General features: G+C 47.4%; 14 protein-coding genes. 8 read left to right on the forward strand and 6 right to left on the reverse strand.

Going from position 1 to position 16,437, the window contains the following annotated elements; translation table 11 throughout:
• Positions 1-325: 325 nt before the first annotated feature.
• Positions 326-1,534: a BaiN/RdsA family NAD(P)/FAD-dependent oxidoreductase gene (locus ACJJIQ_RS14745; RefSeq protein ID WP_445362295.1), complete on the reverse strand. Its 1,209-nt coding sequence runs from the start codon at positions 1,532-1,534 to the stop codon at positions 326-328.
• A gap of 32 nt (positions 1,535-1,566) precedes the next feature.
• Positions 1,567-2,136 (reverse strand): dCTP deaminase, encoded by a 570-nt coding sequence (gene dcd, locus ACJJIQ_RS14750; RefSeq protein ID WP_282933840.1) that lies wholly within the window; start codon positions 2,134-2,136, stop codon positions 1,567-1,569.
• Positions 2,137-2,341: 205 nt separating this feature from the next.
• Between dcd and imuA the strand changes: the two genes are divergently transcribed.
• The 3 genes from imuA to ACJJIQ_RS14765 all read left to right on the forward strand — a co-directional run bounded on the left by imuA (position 2,342) and on the right by ACJJIQ_RS14765 (position 7,831).
• Entirely contained in the window at positions 2,342-3,049 is a 708-nt protein-coding gene (gene imuA, locus ACJJIQ_RS14755; protein WP_445362296.1) for a translesion DNA synthesis-associated protein ImuA, read from the forward strand.
• 21 nt (positions 3,050-3,070) lie between these two features.
• Positions 3,071-4,576, forward strand: a complete 1,506-nt coding sequence (locus tag ACJJIQ_RS14760; protein WP_445362297.1) for a Y-family DNA polymerase — start codon at positions 3,071-3,073, stop codon at positions 4,574-4,576.
• A gap of 81 nt (positions 4,577-4,657) precedes the next feature.
• A complete protein-coding gene (locus ACJJIQ_RS14765) occupies positions 4,658-7,831 on the forward strand; it encodes an error-prone DNA polymerase (protein WP_445362298.1) in 3,174 nt (1,057 codons plus the stop codon).
• Between the two features lie 287 nt (positions 7,832-8,118).
• Here ACJJIQ_RS14765 and ACJJIQ_RS14770 read toward each other — a convergent pair whose 3' ends face one another.
• Positions 8,119-8,787, reverse strand: coding sequence for a hypothetical protein (locus ACJJIQ_RS14770; RefSeq protein ID WP_445362299.1), 669 nt, complete (start codon positions 8,785-8,787; stop codon positions 8,119-8,121).
• A gap of 75 nt (positions 8,788-8,862) precedes the next feature.
• Positions 8,863-9,333 (reverse strand): pilin, encoded by a 471-nt coding sequence (locus ACJJIQ_RS14775; protein ID WP_445362300.1) that lies wholly within the window; start codon positions 9,331-9,333, stop codon positions 8,863-8,865.
• 364 nt (positions 9,334-9,697) lie between these two features.
• Between ACJJIQ_RS14775 and pilB the strand changes: the two genes are divergently transcribed.
• The 5 genes from pilB (at position 9,698) to yacG (ending at position 14,662) form a co-directional block, all read left to right on the forward strand.
• A complete protein-coding gene (gene pilB / locus ACJJIQ_RS14780; protein ID WP_444896380.1) occupies positions 9,698-11,410 on the forward strand; it encodes a type IV-A pilus assembly ATPase PilB in 1,713 nt (570 codons plus the stop codon).
• A gap of 153 nt (positions 11,411-11,563) precedes the next feature.
• Positions 11,564-12,778 (forward strand): type II secretion system F family protein, encoded by a 1,215-nt coding sequence (locus ACJJIQ_RS14785; RefSeq protein WP_445362301.1) that lies wholly within the window; start codon positions 11,564-11,566, stop codon positions 12,776-12,778.
• Between the two features lie 11 nt (positions 12,779-12,789).
• The gene (locus ACJJIQ_RS14790) at positions 12,790-13,674 is read left to right on the forward strand and encodes a prepilin peptidase (RefSeq protein WP_445362302.1); all 885 of its coding nucleotides are present in this window, start codon (positions 12,790-12,792) and stop codon (positions 13,672-13,674) included.
• 111 nt (positions 13,675-13,785) lie between these two features.
• Positions 13,786-14,394, forward strand: a complete 609-nt coding sequence (gene coaE / locus ACJJIQ_RS14795) for a dephospho-CoA kinase (RefSeq protein WP_445362303.1) — start codon at positions 13,786-13,788, stop codon at positions 14,392-14,394.
• Positions 14,395-14,446: 52 nt separating this feature from the next.
• Complete coding sequence (gene yacG / locus ACJJIQ_RS14800; RefSeq protein WP_108734183.1) at positions 14,447-14,662, forward strand: DNA gyrase inhibitor YacG; 216 nt, start codon at positions 14,447-14,449, stop codon at positions 14,660-14,662.
• 53 nt (positions 14,663-14,715) lie between these two features.
• Here the strand turns inward: yacG and mutT are convergent, their stop codons facing one another.
• Positions 14,716-15,114: an 8-oxo-dGTP diphosphatase MutT gene (gene mutT / locus ACJJIQ_RS14805; protein ID WP_445362304.1), complete on the reverse strand. Its 399-nt coding sequence runs from the start codon at positions 15,112-15,114 to the stop codon at positions 14,716-14,718.
• Between the two features lie 9 nt (positions 15,115-15,123).
• Positions 15,124-16,326: a bifunctional glutamate N-acetyltransferase/amino-acid acetyltransferase ArgJ gene (gene argJ / locus ACJJIQ_RS14810; RefSeq protein WP_445362305.1), complete on the reverse strand. Its 1,203-nt coding sequence runs from the start codon at positions 16,324-16,326 to the stop codon at positions 15,124-15,126.
• Between the last annotated feature and the right edge of the window lie 111 nt (positions 16,327-16,437).

Consider the following 16,437-nt stretch of genomic DNA (forward strand, 5'->3'; position numbering starts at 1 on the left):
TTTTGTGAGCCATATAAAGCCTTACACAACTTCTGAGCTTGGCTTAAAATACGGAAGGCCTTAAAAGGTGGCATTCAAATCAACAGTTTGCACTTAATATCTATATATAAGATTTGGTTTGTTATCGATTTTGAACTAGTAACGAAGGATATATTGTTATATTCATCCTCATTTATTCCTGCTGCATAGGCTGCACGACTACCTCTCCCGCTGAGTGCACTCGCAGATGTGGCAATATTCACACTTTATAATTAGTGTTCAAACTTTATTATTCAGTGTTCAAACTTTTTCTACAGTGTTCAAACTTTATTGTACCGGCACACCATTAAGCCACCTCTCCTGCAGCATGACCTGAAGCCCAAGCCCATTGGAAATTAAACCCACCGAGCCAGCCGGTTACGTCGAGAACCTCACCAATAAAATAAAGCCCCTGCCGGGTTTTACATTCCATAGTACGGGAAGAGACCTGTGCAGTATCGACTCCACCTAATGTTACCTCAGCAGTGCGATAACCCTCAGTGCCCGCCGGTACCAATTTCCAGCTTTGTAACTTTTCCCCAGCTTGCTGTAATTCCCCCTCCCCAAACTGTTTTAGGGGGCGGCTGCTAATTTGCGCTCGCTGCAGGAAAAACTGTGCTAACTTTTTGCTCCAAACCTCGGCCAAAACGCTGTGTAAGTGGCTATCCGGGCTCTGTTGTCGGCGCAGCGGTAACCACTCTGCCAGGTTTTTCTCTGGAGCCAAGTCAAATATTACCGTTTGACCTTCTCGCCAGTGGCTGGAAACTTGCAAAACCGCTGGCCCACTCAGTCCCCTGTGAGTGAACAGCATCTGCTCCTGGAAACTACCTTCAGCGCAAGAAGCGGTAACTGATAGAGAGGTGCCGGGCAGGATACCCTGACGCTCTAATTGCCGATTATGCTGGGTGAATGGCACTAGCGCTGCTCGAGTTGGGACTACATCAAGCCCAAACTGCTTAGCAATCTCATAGCCAAACCCGCTCGCCCCCATGGTGGGGATAGAAAGGCCTCCGGTAGCCACGACCAAGGATTCACAGGTAACTGTCCCCATACTGGTTTCGACCTTATATCCCTGCCCCAGAGCTCGAATTTGAGTAATGCTACAGCGCGTGCGGATCTGTGCCTTGGCCGTACGGCATTCCGCTAGTAACAAGTCGACAATATCCCTTGATTTATTGTCGCAAAAGAGCTGACCGAGAGTTTTCTCGTGATAGGCAACCCCATGCTTCTCCACCAGCGCAATAAAGTCCCACTGGCTATAGCGAGCCAAGGCGGACTTACAAAAATGGGGGTTATTACTGTAGAAGTTCTCTGCACTGGTGTAGAGATTGGTAAAGTTGCAGCGGCCACCACCAGACATCAGGATTTTCTTTCCGACTTTGTTGGCATGGTCCAGGACCAACACGTTGCGCCCGCGCTGACCCGCTGTAGCTGCGCACATTAGTCCAGCTGCCCCAGCGCCAATGACCAATACATCGACGCTTTCCGGTAGCTGGCTGGTAGAAACCTCTGTCATAGGTGGAAATAGTACTGCAGTGAGTCCGGTGATCAGGTGCGAGGCAGGGTAACGCCGCGCTGGCCCTGGTATTTGCCACCGCGATCGGCATAGGACACGTCACAAACTTCATCGGATTCGAAGAACAGCATCTGTGCCACACCCTCGTTGGCATAGATCTTCGCGGGCAAGTTAGTGGTGTTGGAGAACTCCAAAGTCACATGACCTTCCCACTCCGGCTCCAGTGGCGTCACATTGACAATAATACCGCAACGGGCATAAGTGGATTTACCCAGGCAAACCGTCAATACAGAGCGCGGGATACGGAAATACTCCACTGTACGCGCCAAGGCAAAGGAGTTTGGCGGAATAATGCAGTGGTCGCCTTCAACATCCACAAAGCTGTTTTCATCGAAGGTCTTGGGGTCAACTGTCGCTGAGTGAACATTGGTGAAGATCTTAAATTCACGAGCACAGCGAACATCGTAGCCATAGCTGGAGGTGCCATAGGAGATGAGTCGATCGCCATTATCGTTATGACGCACCTGACCGGCCTCAAAAGGCTCAATCATACCGTGCTGCTCTGCCATGCGGCGAATCCACTTGTCGGACTTGATACTCACTCCGTCCCCCTGAATAGAATAATTAGTGCTCAATTAAAGAGGCGGAATCATAGCCGGTTTAGGCTGTGCAAAAAAGTGCCTATCCAATGAATTCTCACTTGTTGCCACTGGATAGATACTGTATAAATTAACAGCATCACTGTATACATATACAGCTCAAGACGAAGATAGTGGCCAGATCGGACTAAAATTCAGTGGTGGAATCGTGGGCAGCGCAGAAAACTTCATAGAAAACAATCAGTTAGACAGCCAGGAAAAACACCAGAAACTGGCACAGCTACTCACCAGAGCCGATATCTGGCAAGCAGCAAATGAACCCCGACGGCAGCGAAACGGCATCGCCAGTGGTTATCCAAGCCTCGATGCCCTCCTAGCGAACCACGGCTGGCCAAGAGGGGCCACTACTGAGCTACTCATGGACCAGATGGGTATCGGTGAACTCACCCTAATACTACCGGCCTTGGCAAATCTCACTCAGAGGGGGCAAATGGTCATACTGGTCAATCCACCCCATATCCCCTATGCGCCCTCATTGGCCAACAGTGGTATCCACCTTGAGAACCTGCTGATCCTGCACCCCCGAGGCCCCAAGGATACTCTCTGGGCGATCGAGCAGTCCCTACAGTCCGGAAGCTGTGGTGCCTTACTCAGCTGGCAGGGGCGGCAATCCCTGAACCATAAAGATCTTCGTCGCCTGCAGCTCGCTGCCCGCAATGGGGACTGTCTGCACTTCCACTTTCGCCCTCAGTGTGAAACAGCAAACCCCTCACCCGCGAGCTTGCGCCTAGAGCTCACACCTAGGGAAGGAGAGCTGGCACTAAGGCTTTTAAAGCAATTGGGTGGAAATTCAGGCCAAAACCTCTATTTGGCAAGAGCAGCAAAACTGGTCCGACGGGACCAACCAATGCACTGAACGGTTTCGAGGGATAGCTCCATGCTCTGGCTTTGCATTCAATTCCCCAGGCTTCCGTTAGAAGTTCTGACCCGCGCTCAGCAACAAGAAGAAGAGGCTCTACCCCAAGTTGTGGCTGAAAAACAGTTGGTGATTGATAGAAACCCAGCGGCATCCCAATGCGGCGTTGAGACCGGGCTCAGTATTGCCACTGCGTCTGCTCTCTGTGCAGATTTACAGCTGCTACAACGCGATTCCCAGCGGGAACAACAAGAGTTACAGCAACTGGCCCAGTGGGCATACAGTTTTACACCACTTGTATCACCTCAGTCCGCAGGGCCTATGAGCAATGGTGAGAGCACTCCCGCCCACCTCTACCTGGAACTGAGTGGCTGCCTAAAAGCCAGCGGTGGCTTCAAGGCATTGATACAACAGCTGAGCGATGAGCTTGAGCAGATGGGGATCTACAGCCTGATGGGCCTCAGCCACAGTCCCAGTGCAGCTCATATGCTAAGCCAACTGACAGAACACCGGCACTGGCTTGCGCAATCAGATTCTCCGCCCAGTCCTCAGCAGTGGAGACAGTGGATTAGCTTTGCCCCATCCAAGCTCCTTAATTGCGACAACAAAACTATTTCCAAGCTCTACGCATGTGGTATCAAGCGAGTAAGCCAGCTGCTCGCTATTCCACTCTCTGAGGTAGGCTCTCGATTTGGCCGTCCTTTTGTGGACTACCTTGCACGCCTGAACGGAACTCGCCAAGATCCAGTCTGTAGTTATCAGCCCCCAGCGCAATTCCGCAGCGAGCTATTTTTCCCCAGTCCCCTGGATAATAGCGAACAGCTGCTATTTCCTATCGGTCGCCTACTAAGGGAATTATGCTCCCAGTTGCAGCGACGCCAGCTCTACACACAACAGTTAAATTGGCATATGGATTTCGGCCAAAATAAATCTCAGGAAATAACCGTAGAACTCTCCACTCCGCAGTTGGACCCTCAACGCCTAATAGCACTAACCAAACTGCAATTGGAAAGAGTAACACTTAATCAGCCAGTACAATCCATCAGCTTAAATTGCAAGCATTTACTCCCCTTGGAGCAGGGATCACTGGATGAAGATTTATTTGGTGAAGGCAGCCAACATAAACGCAGTCAACAGCTATTAGACAAATTAAAAGCCCGCCTCGGTCATCAAGCACTTTCGGGAATTGCCCTGAAAGAAAGTTACCTACCAGAGCAGGCCTGGCAAAATACAGATACCCTGATAATTAAAAGTAACGCTAAGGGACAGCAAATTAAGCCTATCCAAGCACCGCGCCCCAACTGGCTATTAGCTCGTCCAACCAAACTGGAAAGTAGCGAACACAAATTGTTTTATCAGGGAGAGCTACAACTATTACAGGGGCCAGAGCGAATTGATGGCTATTGGTGGCAACACGGGCGTCATGGGCGGGATTACTATATCGCAAGAAATAGAAGAGATGAGCTGTACTGGGTTTTTCAGGATCTTACAACCGAAGAGTGGTTTTTACATGGCGTTTATAGCTAAGCCTAAAACCCCTTTTCATACTGGTTTTCACCAAAATCCAAATCCCATCACAATCAACAGATAGACGCCGAGAGAATCAGCATGAGGTACGCCGAACTCTTTTGTCAAAGCAATTTTTCTTTTCTGCAGGGGGCATCGCATCCGCATGAATTGGTCCACACTGCTTACAACTTGCAATATACAGCCCTTGCTATCACCGATGAATGCTCTCTTTCCGGAGCCGTTAGAGCCTATAAAGAACTTGAAACCATCAAGTCTTCAGACTCTAAAAATCCCCAGTTTAAACTAATTTTTGGCAGTTATTTCCGGCTCCATAACAATATAGAAATAGTTCTACTGGCTCCCGACAAAACTGCCTACAGCGAGCTATGCCAGTTAATTTCAAAATCACGCTTAAGAGCGGAAAAAGGAACCTACATTACTTATCAAAGTGACCTGGTAGAGTTATGCAAAAATCTAATTGCCATCTCGATTCCAAATTTTATTGAGATAGAAATACCTGAAGAAATCAAGAAAACCTTCTGCGAACGGCTTTACATTGCCATCAACAATCACCTACACGCAGAGGAAAGCCTTAAGTGCAATAGAATTACTGAGCTTGCAAGAAGAGAGAATATTCCCTTGGTTGCAACCAATCATGTATTGATGCACTGCTATAGCCGAAAGCCACTACAAGATGTACTCAACGCAAATTACCATAACTGTACCCTGGATAATCTAGGGTATCGTATTGAGCAAAATGCTGAACGTTACCTTCGCAGCTTAGGTGATATTCAGTCGTTACACTCCAAAGAATCTATAGACAATACCAACTTCATTGCCAAACAGTGTACTTTTTGCTTGAGCGAACTCAGTTACGAATACCCATCAGAAGTTATCCCTCAAGAAAGTAATGCGAGTAGCTATTTAAAAAAGCTAGTACAAATAGGAAGGGCTGCTCGCTGGCCACAGGGCCCTGAAAAGAGAATTGATGAGATTATCAATAAAGAACTCGCAATAATAGCAGAACTGCAATATGAGCATTACTTTCTAACCATTTACGATATAGTTCAGTTTGCCCGCGAAAATCATATCTTGTACCAGGGCCGTGGCTCCGCAGCCAATTCAGTAGTTTGCTACTGCCTATTCATCACAGAGATAGATCCTCATAAAATTGGATTGCTATTTGAACGGTTTATCTCACGGGAACGCAATGAACCCCCAGATATTGATGTAGACTTTGAGCACGAACGACGTGAAGAAGTTATTCAGTATATTTACACAAAATATAGCCGCGAAAGAGCTGGACTTACCGCTAGTAAGATCACCTATCGCTTTAAAAGCGCCGTAAGGGATATTGGCAAAGCCCTTGGTATCAACGCTGCCACAATAGAACAACTTATTGCTGAACGCGCCTGGTGGGACACTCTAGATAGTTTCCCCCAGCAGATGCAAAAAGTGGGAATAGATCCGAGCAGCGCAATAGGAAAAATGTTTCCACAGTTACTGCAGCAAATATATGGTTTTCCAAGACATCTATCGCAACATGTAGGCGGTTTTGTTATTACAGAACAACCATTATACCAGCTGGTTCCAATTGAAAATGCCGCTATGGAGGATCGCACCCTAATCCAATGGGACAAAGAGGATATCGAAGATTTAAAACTAATGAAGGTCGATGTACTCGCGCTGGGTATGCTAACTGCACTGCGTAAATCCCTGAATTATATTGCTCTATACGGCCCCAAATTGCGATTGCAGGATATTCCCGCCGAAGATCCACAGGTCTACGAAATGATGTGCAAGGCCGACACCGTTGGAGTCTTTCAAATTGAATCTCGCGCTCAAATGAGCATGTTGCCAAGATTACAACCTCGAAATTTTTATGAGCTTACTATAGAGATCGCCATTGTCCGCCCAGGTCCAATTCAAGGCGGCATGGTACACCCCTATTTGAAACGCAAGCAGGGGTTGGAGACCGTGCGCTACCCTCATAACAGTTTACGCCCAGTGCTTGAGCGCACTCTCGGTGTTCCTATATTTCAAGAACAAGTTATTCAACTATCGATGGTCGCAGCGGGGTTTAGCGGTGGTGAAGCTGATGAGCTTCGCCGAGCCATGGCCAGCTGGGGAAAAAATGGGGACTTGTATAAATTCAGGGATAAGCTTGTGCGGGGAATGCAAAGTAATGGCTATAGGGAAGATTTCGCTGAACAATTATTTAATCAAATGAAAGGATTTGGCTCTTACGGTTTCCCAGAATCTCATTCTGCTAGCTTCGCACTTTTAGCCTACTTCTCCGCCTGGATAAAACTTCATCACCCAGCGGCCTTCTACTGCGGACTACTCAATAGCCAACCTATGGGCTTCTATGCACCGGCGCAACTGGTTTATGACGCCCAGCGACATGGAGTTAAGGTACTACCCATTGATGTGCTCTATAGCATTTGGGACCATAACCTAGAAGTAGCAGGTTCTTCTTTTTTACATACCCCCCCTATTATAAATTATAATAATAGAGACAAACAACAAGCCAATGATTCACCTTTGGCATCCAGCCAAAAAATAAGCAATGGGCCCACAGTAGCTGCCATTCGTTTAGGTATGCGTCTAATTAAAGGACTCAAAGAAATTACAGCAGAAACTATTAGAAAATTAAGAAGCAAAGAAAGGATTTACTCCCTAGCACAGGTACAAAGTAGCACAAGCATTGATAAGGAACAGCTTACTCATCTTGTCAGAGCCAATGCTTTCGCCTCACTTGGTCAAAACCGCTACCGAGATAGCTGGGCCCCCTTAGATCGTAAGAAAATTGATCGTAAAATCTTTTTTCAAACTAAAACCACAATAAAAGATAACACCGATAGTGATTACCAGAGCATTGGCCTATCTTTAGCAGAGCACCCAATTGCGATTTTACGTAGGAAGAAACGCTTTCATAAGTGTGCCTTTGCCGAGGACCTTCCTCATTGCAGAGATAACCAATATATTAGTGTAATAGGAGTAGTTACCTGCAGACAGAGGCCAGGAAGTGCTTCAGGGGTTATATTTTTAACGCTTGAAGATGAAACTGGCTCTGTCAATGTAGTACTTCACAAAGCCCTACAAGAAAAATACAGAACCGAAATCATAAGCAGGAAAGTTTTATTGATTAGTGGGTTATTGCAGTCGACAAATAACAGCGATCAAAATACTTATAAAACAATACACCTGGTTGGACATAAACTAGAAAGCTTAAAATGGGAAACCACTCAAGAGACTAGAGACTTTTTCTAACCGCAAATGAATACTCACCGACTCTACTAGGAAATTGAAGATCATTATCCCCTGGCATATCTAAGAAATACTGGATCCTATGAAAATGACTTCATAATGGAATAACCCCAAACAAGCATCAGACAACTGCTACACCCGCACAAGTAAAAGAGGAGGGCGTGCGGGCTCCAGGCCGGTTAGCCTCCACGCAAACAACCTAAAAACCTCACATGAACCCAATGAAAATTCCAGCAGATATACGAGCGCCACTTATACTAGCTACCTAGTGCGAGCATGTGTTACGAGTGCTATAGCTTAGAAAGCAGTTCAACAACCTCTCCCGAACGAACATCTACCAATAGCTCTCCACGATAATACCGCGCTGAGTAACTATGGACTTTCAAGTAGTCCTGTTTATCTTGCTGAATTTCCTTTACCCGCTCAAAGCTATTCTCCCCATAAGGAGCATATAAATTTACATTAGTAGCAATATCCTCCCCCATAAAGCCCCACATTGATAAGATAAGCTCTCGATCAACTGCAGAATCCGGCAACTCCAAAGAAACCCAAGTTGGCCCAAGCCAAGAGATATGCCCTACCACATCTTCGTGCTGGACATTATTATTTTCAAAAGAGTATTTATTGACGGTCGAGAAGCTTCCATCATAGTAAGCAACTACCAAGGGGCGGCTATCTCCAACAACCCACATACCACCAACAATACATAAAAGCTGCAAAAAACCAACAACAGCCAAATCCTTACGCAAACTCGCCTTAGCTTTATTAAACACAAGTAGCGTCAATAACGGACCTATTATCAAATCCACACCGGCAATTATTTTAATGCCTTGCCAGCCACCATCCACCTCAAATAAGAAGCCTGGATACCAAACCCAACGAATAAAAGCCCCGAGCATGATAAACAACAGAAAGCTAATAGCGAGATGTATAGAGAATGCTTGTAAACGATCTTTCACTGAATTAACAAATATAGAATTAAAAAATAAACAAAAAAAAGGGCGTGAATTCACGCCCTTTAAGAGTTTTAAACCTTAGTTCTGACAGCTTCCTGGCAGAAGTTGACGCGGGTATGAATTAGTCGCATTAGGGCCACACTTCCACTCAAAGATTTGCTTGCCGCCATCAGTAGTACCAACAACAGCACCAGTAGAGGTGTAAGGAGTCAAATCAATTTGGTTGGTGGAAGCTGTTAAACCAGTAAGCTCCGCTTCATCCGCAGTAATGGTGATCACACCATCTGCAGAAACCTCTCCATCTTTAACATACTTTGTTGGTACAAATTTACAAATACTAGGCAGGATCCCAGAAACATCTGGGTCGAGTGCGTTATTAACAACATCACTCACCGCCGTACGGCAAGAAGAGGCCGCCATCATCACTTCTGTGCCTTTGGCTTTTGAGGTGTAATCCTGATAGGCAGGCAGTGCTACTGCCGCCAAAATACCAATGATCGCTACCACGATCATCAATTCAATAAGAGTAAAACCCTGTTGCTTTTTCATTGTAACCGTCTCCATACAGACTTTTAATTTAGTGAATCCCATGAGGAAGTCGCAGAACAATATACAAGCTTCGTGCCAAGAGAGACAAGGCCCAATACCACTGCCCCTTCAAGATACTTCATTAACTGCACTCAATCTTATAACTAACACAGGAATTACAGATACTGACAAATTCAAGCAGGTGCTGACAAAAATTGTCACCACCTGCTTGAATCCGCGCTATCTCGTAACCTACCCCATACGCTCCATACACCACAGTCCTCGTACTCCCTTCCCTTGCATCCACTGTTATAATGGCGAAAACTTCAAGCGCAGGGATTGGCGACTTCGCTCCCCAGCGAAACTAAATGCGGCAGTATTAACTATGACAACCCCCTTGTTAAGCGGACTGGCCAAGCGATTAGTAGCAGACCAGGTTTTGGAGGAAAGTACAGCAGAGGAGGCTATTAAGGCCGCTAAACGGGAAGGCCTAACTTTTGCACAGCATGCCGTTGAATCCAAGCTTCTTAGTAGCAAAGAGCTCGCGAAAATTGCCACGCAAGCCTTTGGATGTCCACTTTTTGACCTTGGCAGTTATGACTTTGATCTAATCCCCAAGAGTATCGTGGATGAAAAATTAATCAGTAAACACTTTACCCTTCCACTTTTTAAGCGGGGGAATCGATTATTTGTTGCTGTTGCTGATCCAGCCAACCTCTCTGCCCTCACTGAAATCAACTTTAATACCGGGCTAAATACCGATGCGGTCCTTGTTGAAGCCGATAAACTAGCCAAAGCTATCGAGAGCTATTTATCTGGCAGTGATGATATTAGCTCACGACTCGGTGATATAGACGACGAAGCCCTTGATGGATTAGATGTAGATGATACGGAGACCGAACAAAACAGTGACAGTGAACCCGGTGGTGACGAAGCCCCTGTCGTCAGATTTGTAAACAAGGTCTTACTTGACGCAATAAGAACCGGCGCTTCGGACATTCACTTTGAGCCCTACGAGAAATCTTTTCGCGTGCGCTTTCGCACTGATGGGATTTTACATGAAATTGCCAAGCCTCCCATACAATTGGCAACACGCTTGTCCGCTCGCCTAAAAGTGATGTCTAAAATGGACATCTCCGAGCGTCGGGTACCCCAAGACGGCCGAATAAAAATGAAACTGTCGAAAACCAAGGCTATCGACTTTCGAGTAAACAGCTTGCCCACCCTCTGGGGGGAAAAAATCGTACTTCGTATACTAGATCCATCCTCGGCCAAGCTTGGTATTGACGCTCTAGGCTATGAAGATGCGCAGAAGAAGCTCTACATGGATGCCCTTGCACAACCCCAAGGGATGATTCTAGTTACAGGGCCCACCGGCTCAGGTAAAACGGTCTCTCTCTACACTGGCCTAAATATTCTAAATACTCCAGAGCTCAATATTTCCACCGCGGAAGACCCTGTTGAGATCAATCTAGAAGGCATAAACCAAGTTAACGTATCAACCAAGGTCGGGCTCAATTTCGCCGAAGCACTCCGCTCCTTTTTAAGACAAGATCCCGACATTGTTATGGTGGGGGAGATCAGGGACTTAGAAACTGCTGAAATTGCAATTAAAGCAGCGCAAACGGGCCACCTAGTATTATCAACTCTACATACGAACTCCGCCCCCGAAACCCTAACTCGACTTATGAATATGGGGGTACCCACCTTCAATATCGCCACATCCGTAAGTGTAATTATTGCGCAGCGCCTGGCTCGCAGACTATGTGGCGAATGTAAAAAACCAATCACATTGCCCGATGAGGTATTAAAAGCCGAAGGCTTTTCCACAGTCACTATCCCTGAAGAGGAGTGGACAATTTTTCAGCCGGTTGGGTGTGAACACTGCTCAAAGGGTTACAAGGGCCGCGTAGGTGTATATGAAGTAGTTCGCATTACAGACAGTATCTCCAGAATTATAATGGAAGGCGGCAACTCAATACAGATTGCCGACCAAGCCCTTAAGGAAGGCTTTAATAACCTAAGGATTTCAGCTTTAAGAAAAGTTGTAATGGGAGTCATCAGCCTGGAAGAGGCGAATAGGGTCACCCAGGACTAGCGGCGCCTTCGGGGATACATAGCGCACTTGAAATTTTGCAGGGAGCCTTTTAGCCCCACTTTAGAGTTATTCCTAGGATGAGCTAAGAATAAAAGGCTACCTTTTGCAAGTTTGACAGCCTTTTATGAGAGAATGAAAACAGGAACAGTAACCATGGCTAATGCCACAGCAGTTGAGTACATCTATAAAGGCATAGATCGCAAGGGTACCAAGGTGCAAGGGGAGATTAGCGGGACCAGCCCGGCCTTAGTCAAAGCCCAGTTGCGAAAGCAAGGTATTATTGCCAATCGAGTCCAAAAAAAACCAAAGGCTCTGTTTGGTAGTGGAAAGAAGAAAGTAAAACCAGCGGATATCGCACTCTTTACTCGCCAAATGGCCACCATGATGAAAGCCGGCGTTCCTTTGGTGCAGAGTTTTGAAATTGTTGCTGATGGCTTGGATAATCAGGGGGTTAGAGAGTTAATACTCAAAATCAAGGAGGATGTCGCCTCAGGAACTACATTTGCGGATGCCCTGCGTAAGCACCCTTTGCACTTCGACAATCTGTTCTGTAATTTAGTAGCCTCTGGTGAGCAATCTGGCGCACTTGAAACTATGCTAGACAGGATTGCGACCTATAAAGAAAAAACTGAGGCATTAAAAGCAAAAATTAAAAAAGCAATGACTTACCCTATTGCGGTTATTGTAGTAGCGATCGTTGTGACTTCTATATTGCTTATTAAGGTAGTTCCTCAGTTCGCTGAGACATTCTCAAGTTTTGGCGCCGATTTACCGGCTTTTACCAAGCTTGTAGTCAGCTTATCTGAATGGATGCAACGTAACTGGTTTATTCTTCTAGCTGCTGCCGTCATCGGAATAGGCGGTCTTCTTGAAGCGAAAAAACGTAATAAAAGCGTTGCCGAATTTATTGATAGGCTTGTACTAAGAATACCTATCCTAGGGCAAATAACCTACAATTCAATAGCAGCTCGCTTTGCTCGCACCCTTTCTACAACTTTTGCCGCAGGCGTACCTTTAATTGATGCCCTAAAATCAGTTTCCGGTGCTACAGGTAATAGTGTTTATGAAGAAGCAACTTTAAAAATTAGGGACGCTGTAGCAACGGGTATTCCTCTTAATGCTGCCCTCCGTTCATCTGGACTTTTCCCCACCATGCTAATACAAATGACTGCTATTGGTGAAGAATCTGGTGCACTCGATGAAATGCTTGGAAAAGTCGCCGACTTTTATGAGGAGGCTGTAGATAATATGGTCGACAACCTAACCACCTTGCTTGAACCCATGATTATGGCTGTACTCGGCATACTCGTTGGTGGTTTAATGATCGCCATGTATTTACCTATCTTCCAGCTTGGCCGAGTGGTATAAGAAACTTTTTAATGCTCGAAAATCTATCCTTATATCCGGCGCTACTTCTCGTTAGCGCCTTTATTTTTGGCGCCCTAATAGGCAGCTTCCTCAACGTTGTAATCTTGCGCCTCCCGGTAATGATGGAACATAGCTACAAGCGGGATTTCTACAATTACTTTGACATAAAACCCTCAAGTGAGGAGCAGCGTGAACTAGGCAAGCCCTTTAACTTGGTACTTCCTCACTCCCATTGTCCCAAGTGCAAAGTGGAGATCAAGCCCTGGCAAAATATCCCCATCATTAGCTACCTTTTGCTTCGTGGCAAGTGCGGCTCCTGCGGCACCGCTATTTCCAAGCGCTACCCAATGATAGAACTGATTACCGGCATTCTGACCGCTGTCGTTGCCTGGCAGCTGGGCTTCACTTGGCAGGCACTGGCTGGATGCTTTTTTACCTGGGCCTTGGTCGCCTTAACGGGTATCGATTTTGACAAGCAGCTGCTTCCAGACAGCATTACTCTGCCGTTACTCTGGGCCGGTTTGCTAATCAATATTTGGGGAGCATTTGCTTCTCTGCAGGACGCAGTAATTGGTGCTATCGCCGGCTACCTATCTCTTTGGCTGGTGTTCCACATCTTTAAGATTGTTACCGGCAAGGAAGGTATGGGGGCTGGAGATTTTAAAATCCTGGCAGCCATTGGCGCCTGGTTTGGCTGGCAAGTGCTGCCAATGGTCATCCTACTTTCCGCTGCTGTTGGCGCAGCTGCTGGCATTTCCTGGAGTATCGCCGTAGGACGAGATCGCAACCTGCCCATCGCTTTTGGCCCCTATCTCGCTGGTGCCGGCTGGATCGCTATGCTGTGGGGGGACCGCATTATGAACTGGTATTTCAATATCTCTGGTCTCAGCAGCTAAGCGACCAACTCACCATTCTCCGCCTATTTGCTTTACTATGACCCCGGCCAGCTATCTGGCCGGGGTTTTTATTTCTACCGCAACCTTGTTTATTTTTGGGGAGGACAGCCATTGTTTACCGTAGGTTTAACCGGCGGGATCGGTAGCGGAAAGTCAGCAGCAGCTGGGTATTTCCGTGACCTGGGCATTAATGTAGTAGATGCAGACTGGGCGGCAAGGGTTGTGGTACAACCGGGAAAGCCCGCTCTGGAACAGATAGCCCGTCACTTCGGGGCCGATGTCTTACTGGAAAGTGGCGAATTAAACCGGAGCAAACTGCGCACACTGATATTTGACGACCCGGGCGAACGGCAATGGCTGGAAAGTCTATTACACCCACTGATTAGAGAAGAAATAACTTCCTCACTGAACGCAAGTCAGGGGCCCTACGCAATATTGGAATCCCCCCTCCTGATTGAGTCAGGCCAATATGAGCTCGTTAACAGGATTTGTGTAGTCGATCTACCCGAGGCTTTGCAGCTTGAGCGCGCCAGTGCACGAGATAACAGTCAGCGGGAGCAGATTCGCAAAATCATGGCGGCCCAGCTAAAAAGGGAACAACGACTAGAGAAAGCGGATGACGTACTGGATAACGCTAGTGACTTAGCCTCACTCAATGCTCAAGTAGAGCAGCTCCACCGGGAATACTTACGGATTGCTCGGCCGGAACAGTCGAGCTAAGTTAATTGGAGTACAATTCCGATTCAGATCACTTTAGAGCCCAAGCTATCTTATGCCTAAATCCAGCGTGACGCCGACACTCAACTGCCCTACCTGCAAAAAGCCCATTGAATGGAGCGATAAGTTTCCCTTCAAACCTTTTTGTAGCGAACGTTGCAAGCTGATTGATCTCGGCGAATGGGCCAGTGAGGGACACAAGATTCCCGGGGAGTCAGTATATGACGATGTGCTGAGTGATGACCTGGACCCGAACAAGCCCCGCCATTAAGGCCATCCAACCCACTTGAACAGCTGCCTGCAAGCAGCTGTTCAAGATAAAGCTTAGGATAAACGCCCTTTTACCGCTTCAATAATTGCTTGATTGGCATCGGGGAAGTGGAAGTTATCCAGCTCCCCAGCAGACACCCACTTAATTTCCTGCTGCTCTCGCCCGAGGGCCTCACCCGTAAACTGCGTTACCTGCCAAGTATCCAGCAGCACGGTTTTTTCCGGGTAATCGTGACGAATTTCTACTAGCGGCTGCAACTCCTGTACTTCAATGGCCACTTCTTCAAGCAGCTCCCTATAGAGCGCCTCCTGCACAGACTCACCTGCTTCCACCTTGCCACCGGGAAATTCCCAGCGCCCTCCCATATGCAAATGGTCGGGACGACGGGCAATCAGGATTTTGCCATCCCCTCGGGTTACTACACCGACAGCAACATGGACAACCTTACTCACTCTACTACCTCAAGTCCGATATTCTGCGTTGATGGTGACATACTCGTGAGAGAAGTCACAGGTCCAGATATGCTCACTGCAGACACCGCGACCCAGCTCTATACGGATTTTAAATTCGGGTTTTGAAAATACCCGCTCTCCAGCCTGCTCTTGATATCCAGATGCGCGCCCACCGGCACTTACCACCTGTACATCATCGAGGAAAATCTCCACCTTATCGGTGTCTAACTCGCCTTGGATAGCATTGCCGATCGCCATAACTAGCCGACCCCAGTTAGGGTCTGAAGCATAAAGTGCAGTTTTCACCAGCGGAGAATCACCGACCTCAAAAGCTACTGCCAAGGCCTCTTCACTGCTGAGCGCGCCATCCACTTGTACGGTAACAAACTTGGTCGCCCCCTCACCGTCCCTGACAATGGCCTGGGCCAGCTCTATATGTATTTCCGAAATTGCTCTGTACAGCTCCATGTAGCCAGTGTTCTCAGAGCTGCTGATCATCTCCCCCCGCGCACCTGTGGCCATCAAAACACAAGCATCATTCGTCGAGGTATCTCCGTCTACGCTAATTCGATTAAATGAGGCCCCGACAACTTCGCGCACCATTTGATTTAGCAGGGGCTGCGTTACGCCGGCATCAGTGGCGACATAGGCGAGCATGGTAGCCATATTCGGCTGGATCATGCCGGAACCTTTGGCAATACCGACAACGGCAATCTCTTCACCATTAATCATTAACTTGCGGCTCGCAATCTTTGGCCGGGTGTCCGTAGTCATAATGGACTCGGCCGCCAACTCCCATCCGGCGGGATCAAGCTGTCCAGCAGACCCCGGAATAGCAGTGAGTAACTTCTCCATCGGTAAGTGCTCACCAATGACACCAGTACTAAAAGGCAATACTTGTTCGGCCGAAATCTTCAGTGCATCTGCCACCGCCTCGCAAGTAGCCCGGGTATCCGCCAGCCCCCTTACCCCAGTAGCGGCATTGGCATTGCCGGCATTAATCACCAGGGCTCGCACTTCTCCTTTGGCGATATGCTCTTTGGCCACCGTTACTGGAGCCGCACAAAAAGTATTCTGGGTAAAAGTGGCTGCAACTGAAGTTCCTTCAGCAAGCTCAACCAACAACAGGTCATTGCGTTCCCAGTCTTTGATCCTGGCAGGCACACTGGCGAGGCGAACCCCTTCGACAACGGGTATGGATAATTCAGGCATAAGAATAACGACTTTGGGCTATCACAGCTGCAGGCAAACCTGAACCCCGGTCCACCCAAACGGAATAGCGGAAATAAATGAGCGGCCGACATTATCAAAGCCGAACCTCAG

This window comes from Microbulbifer maximicatervae (SeqCode) (genome assembly GCF_052468295.1).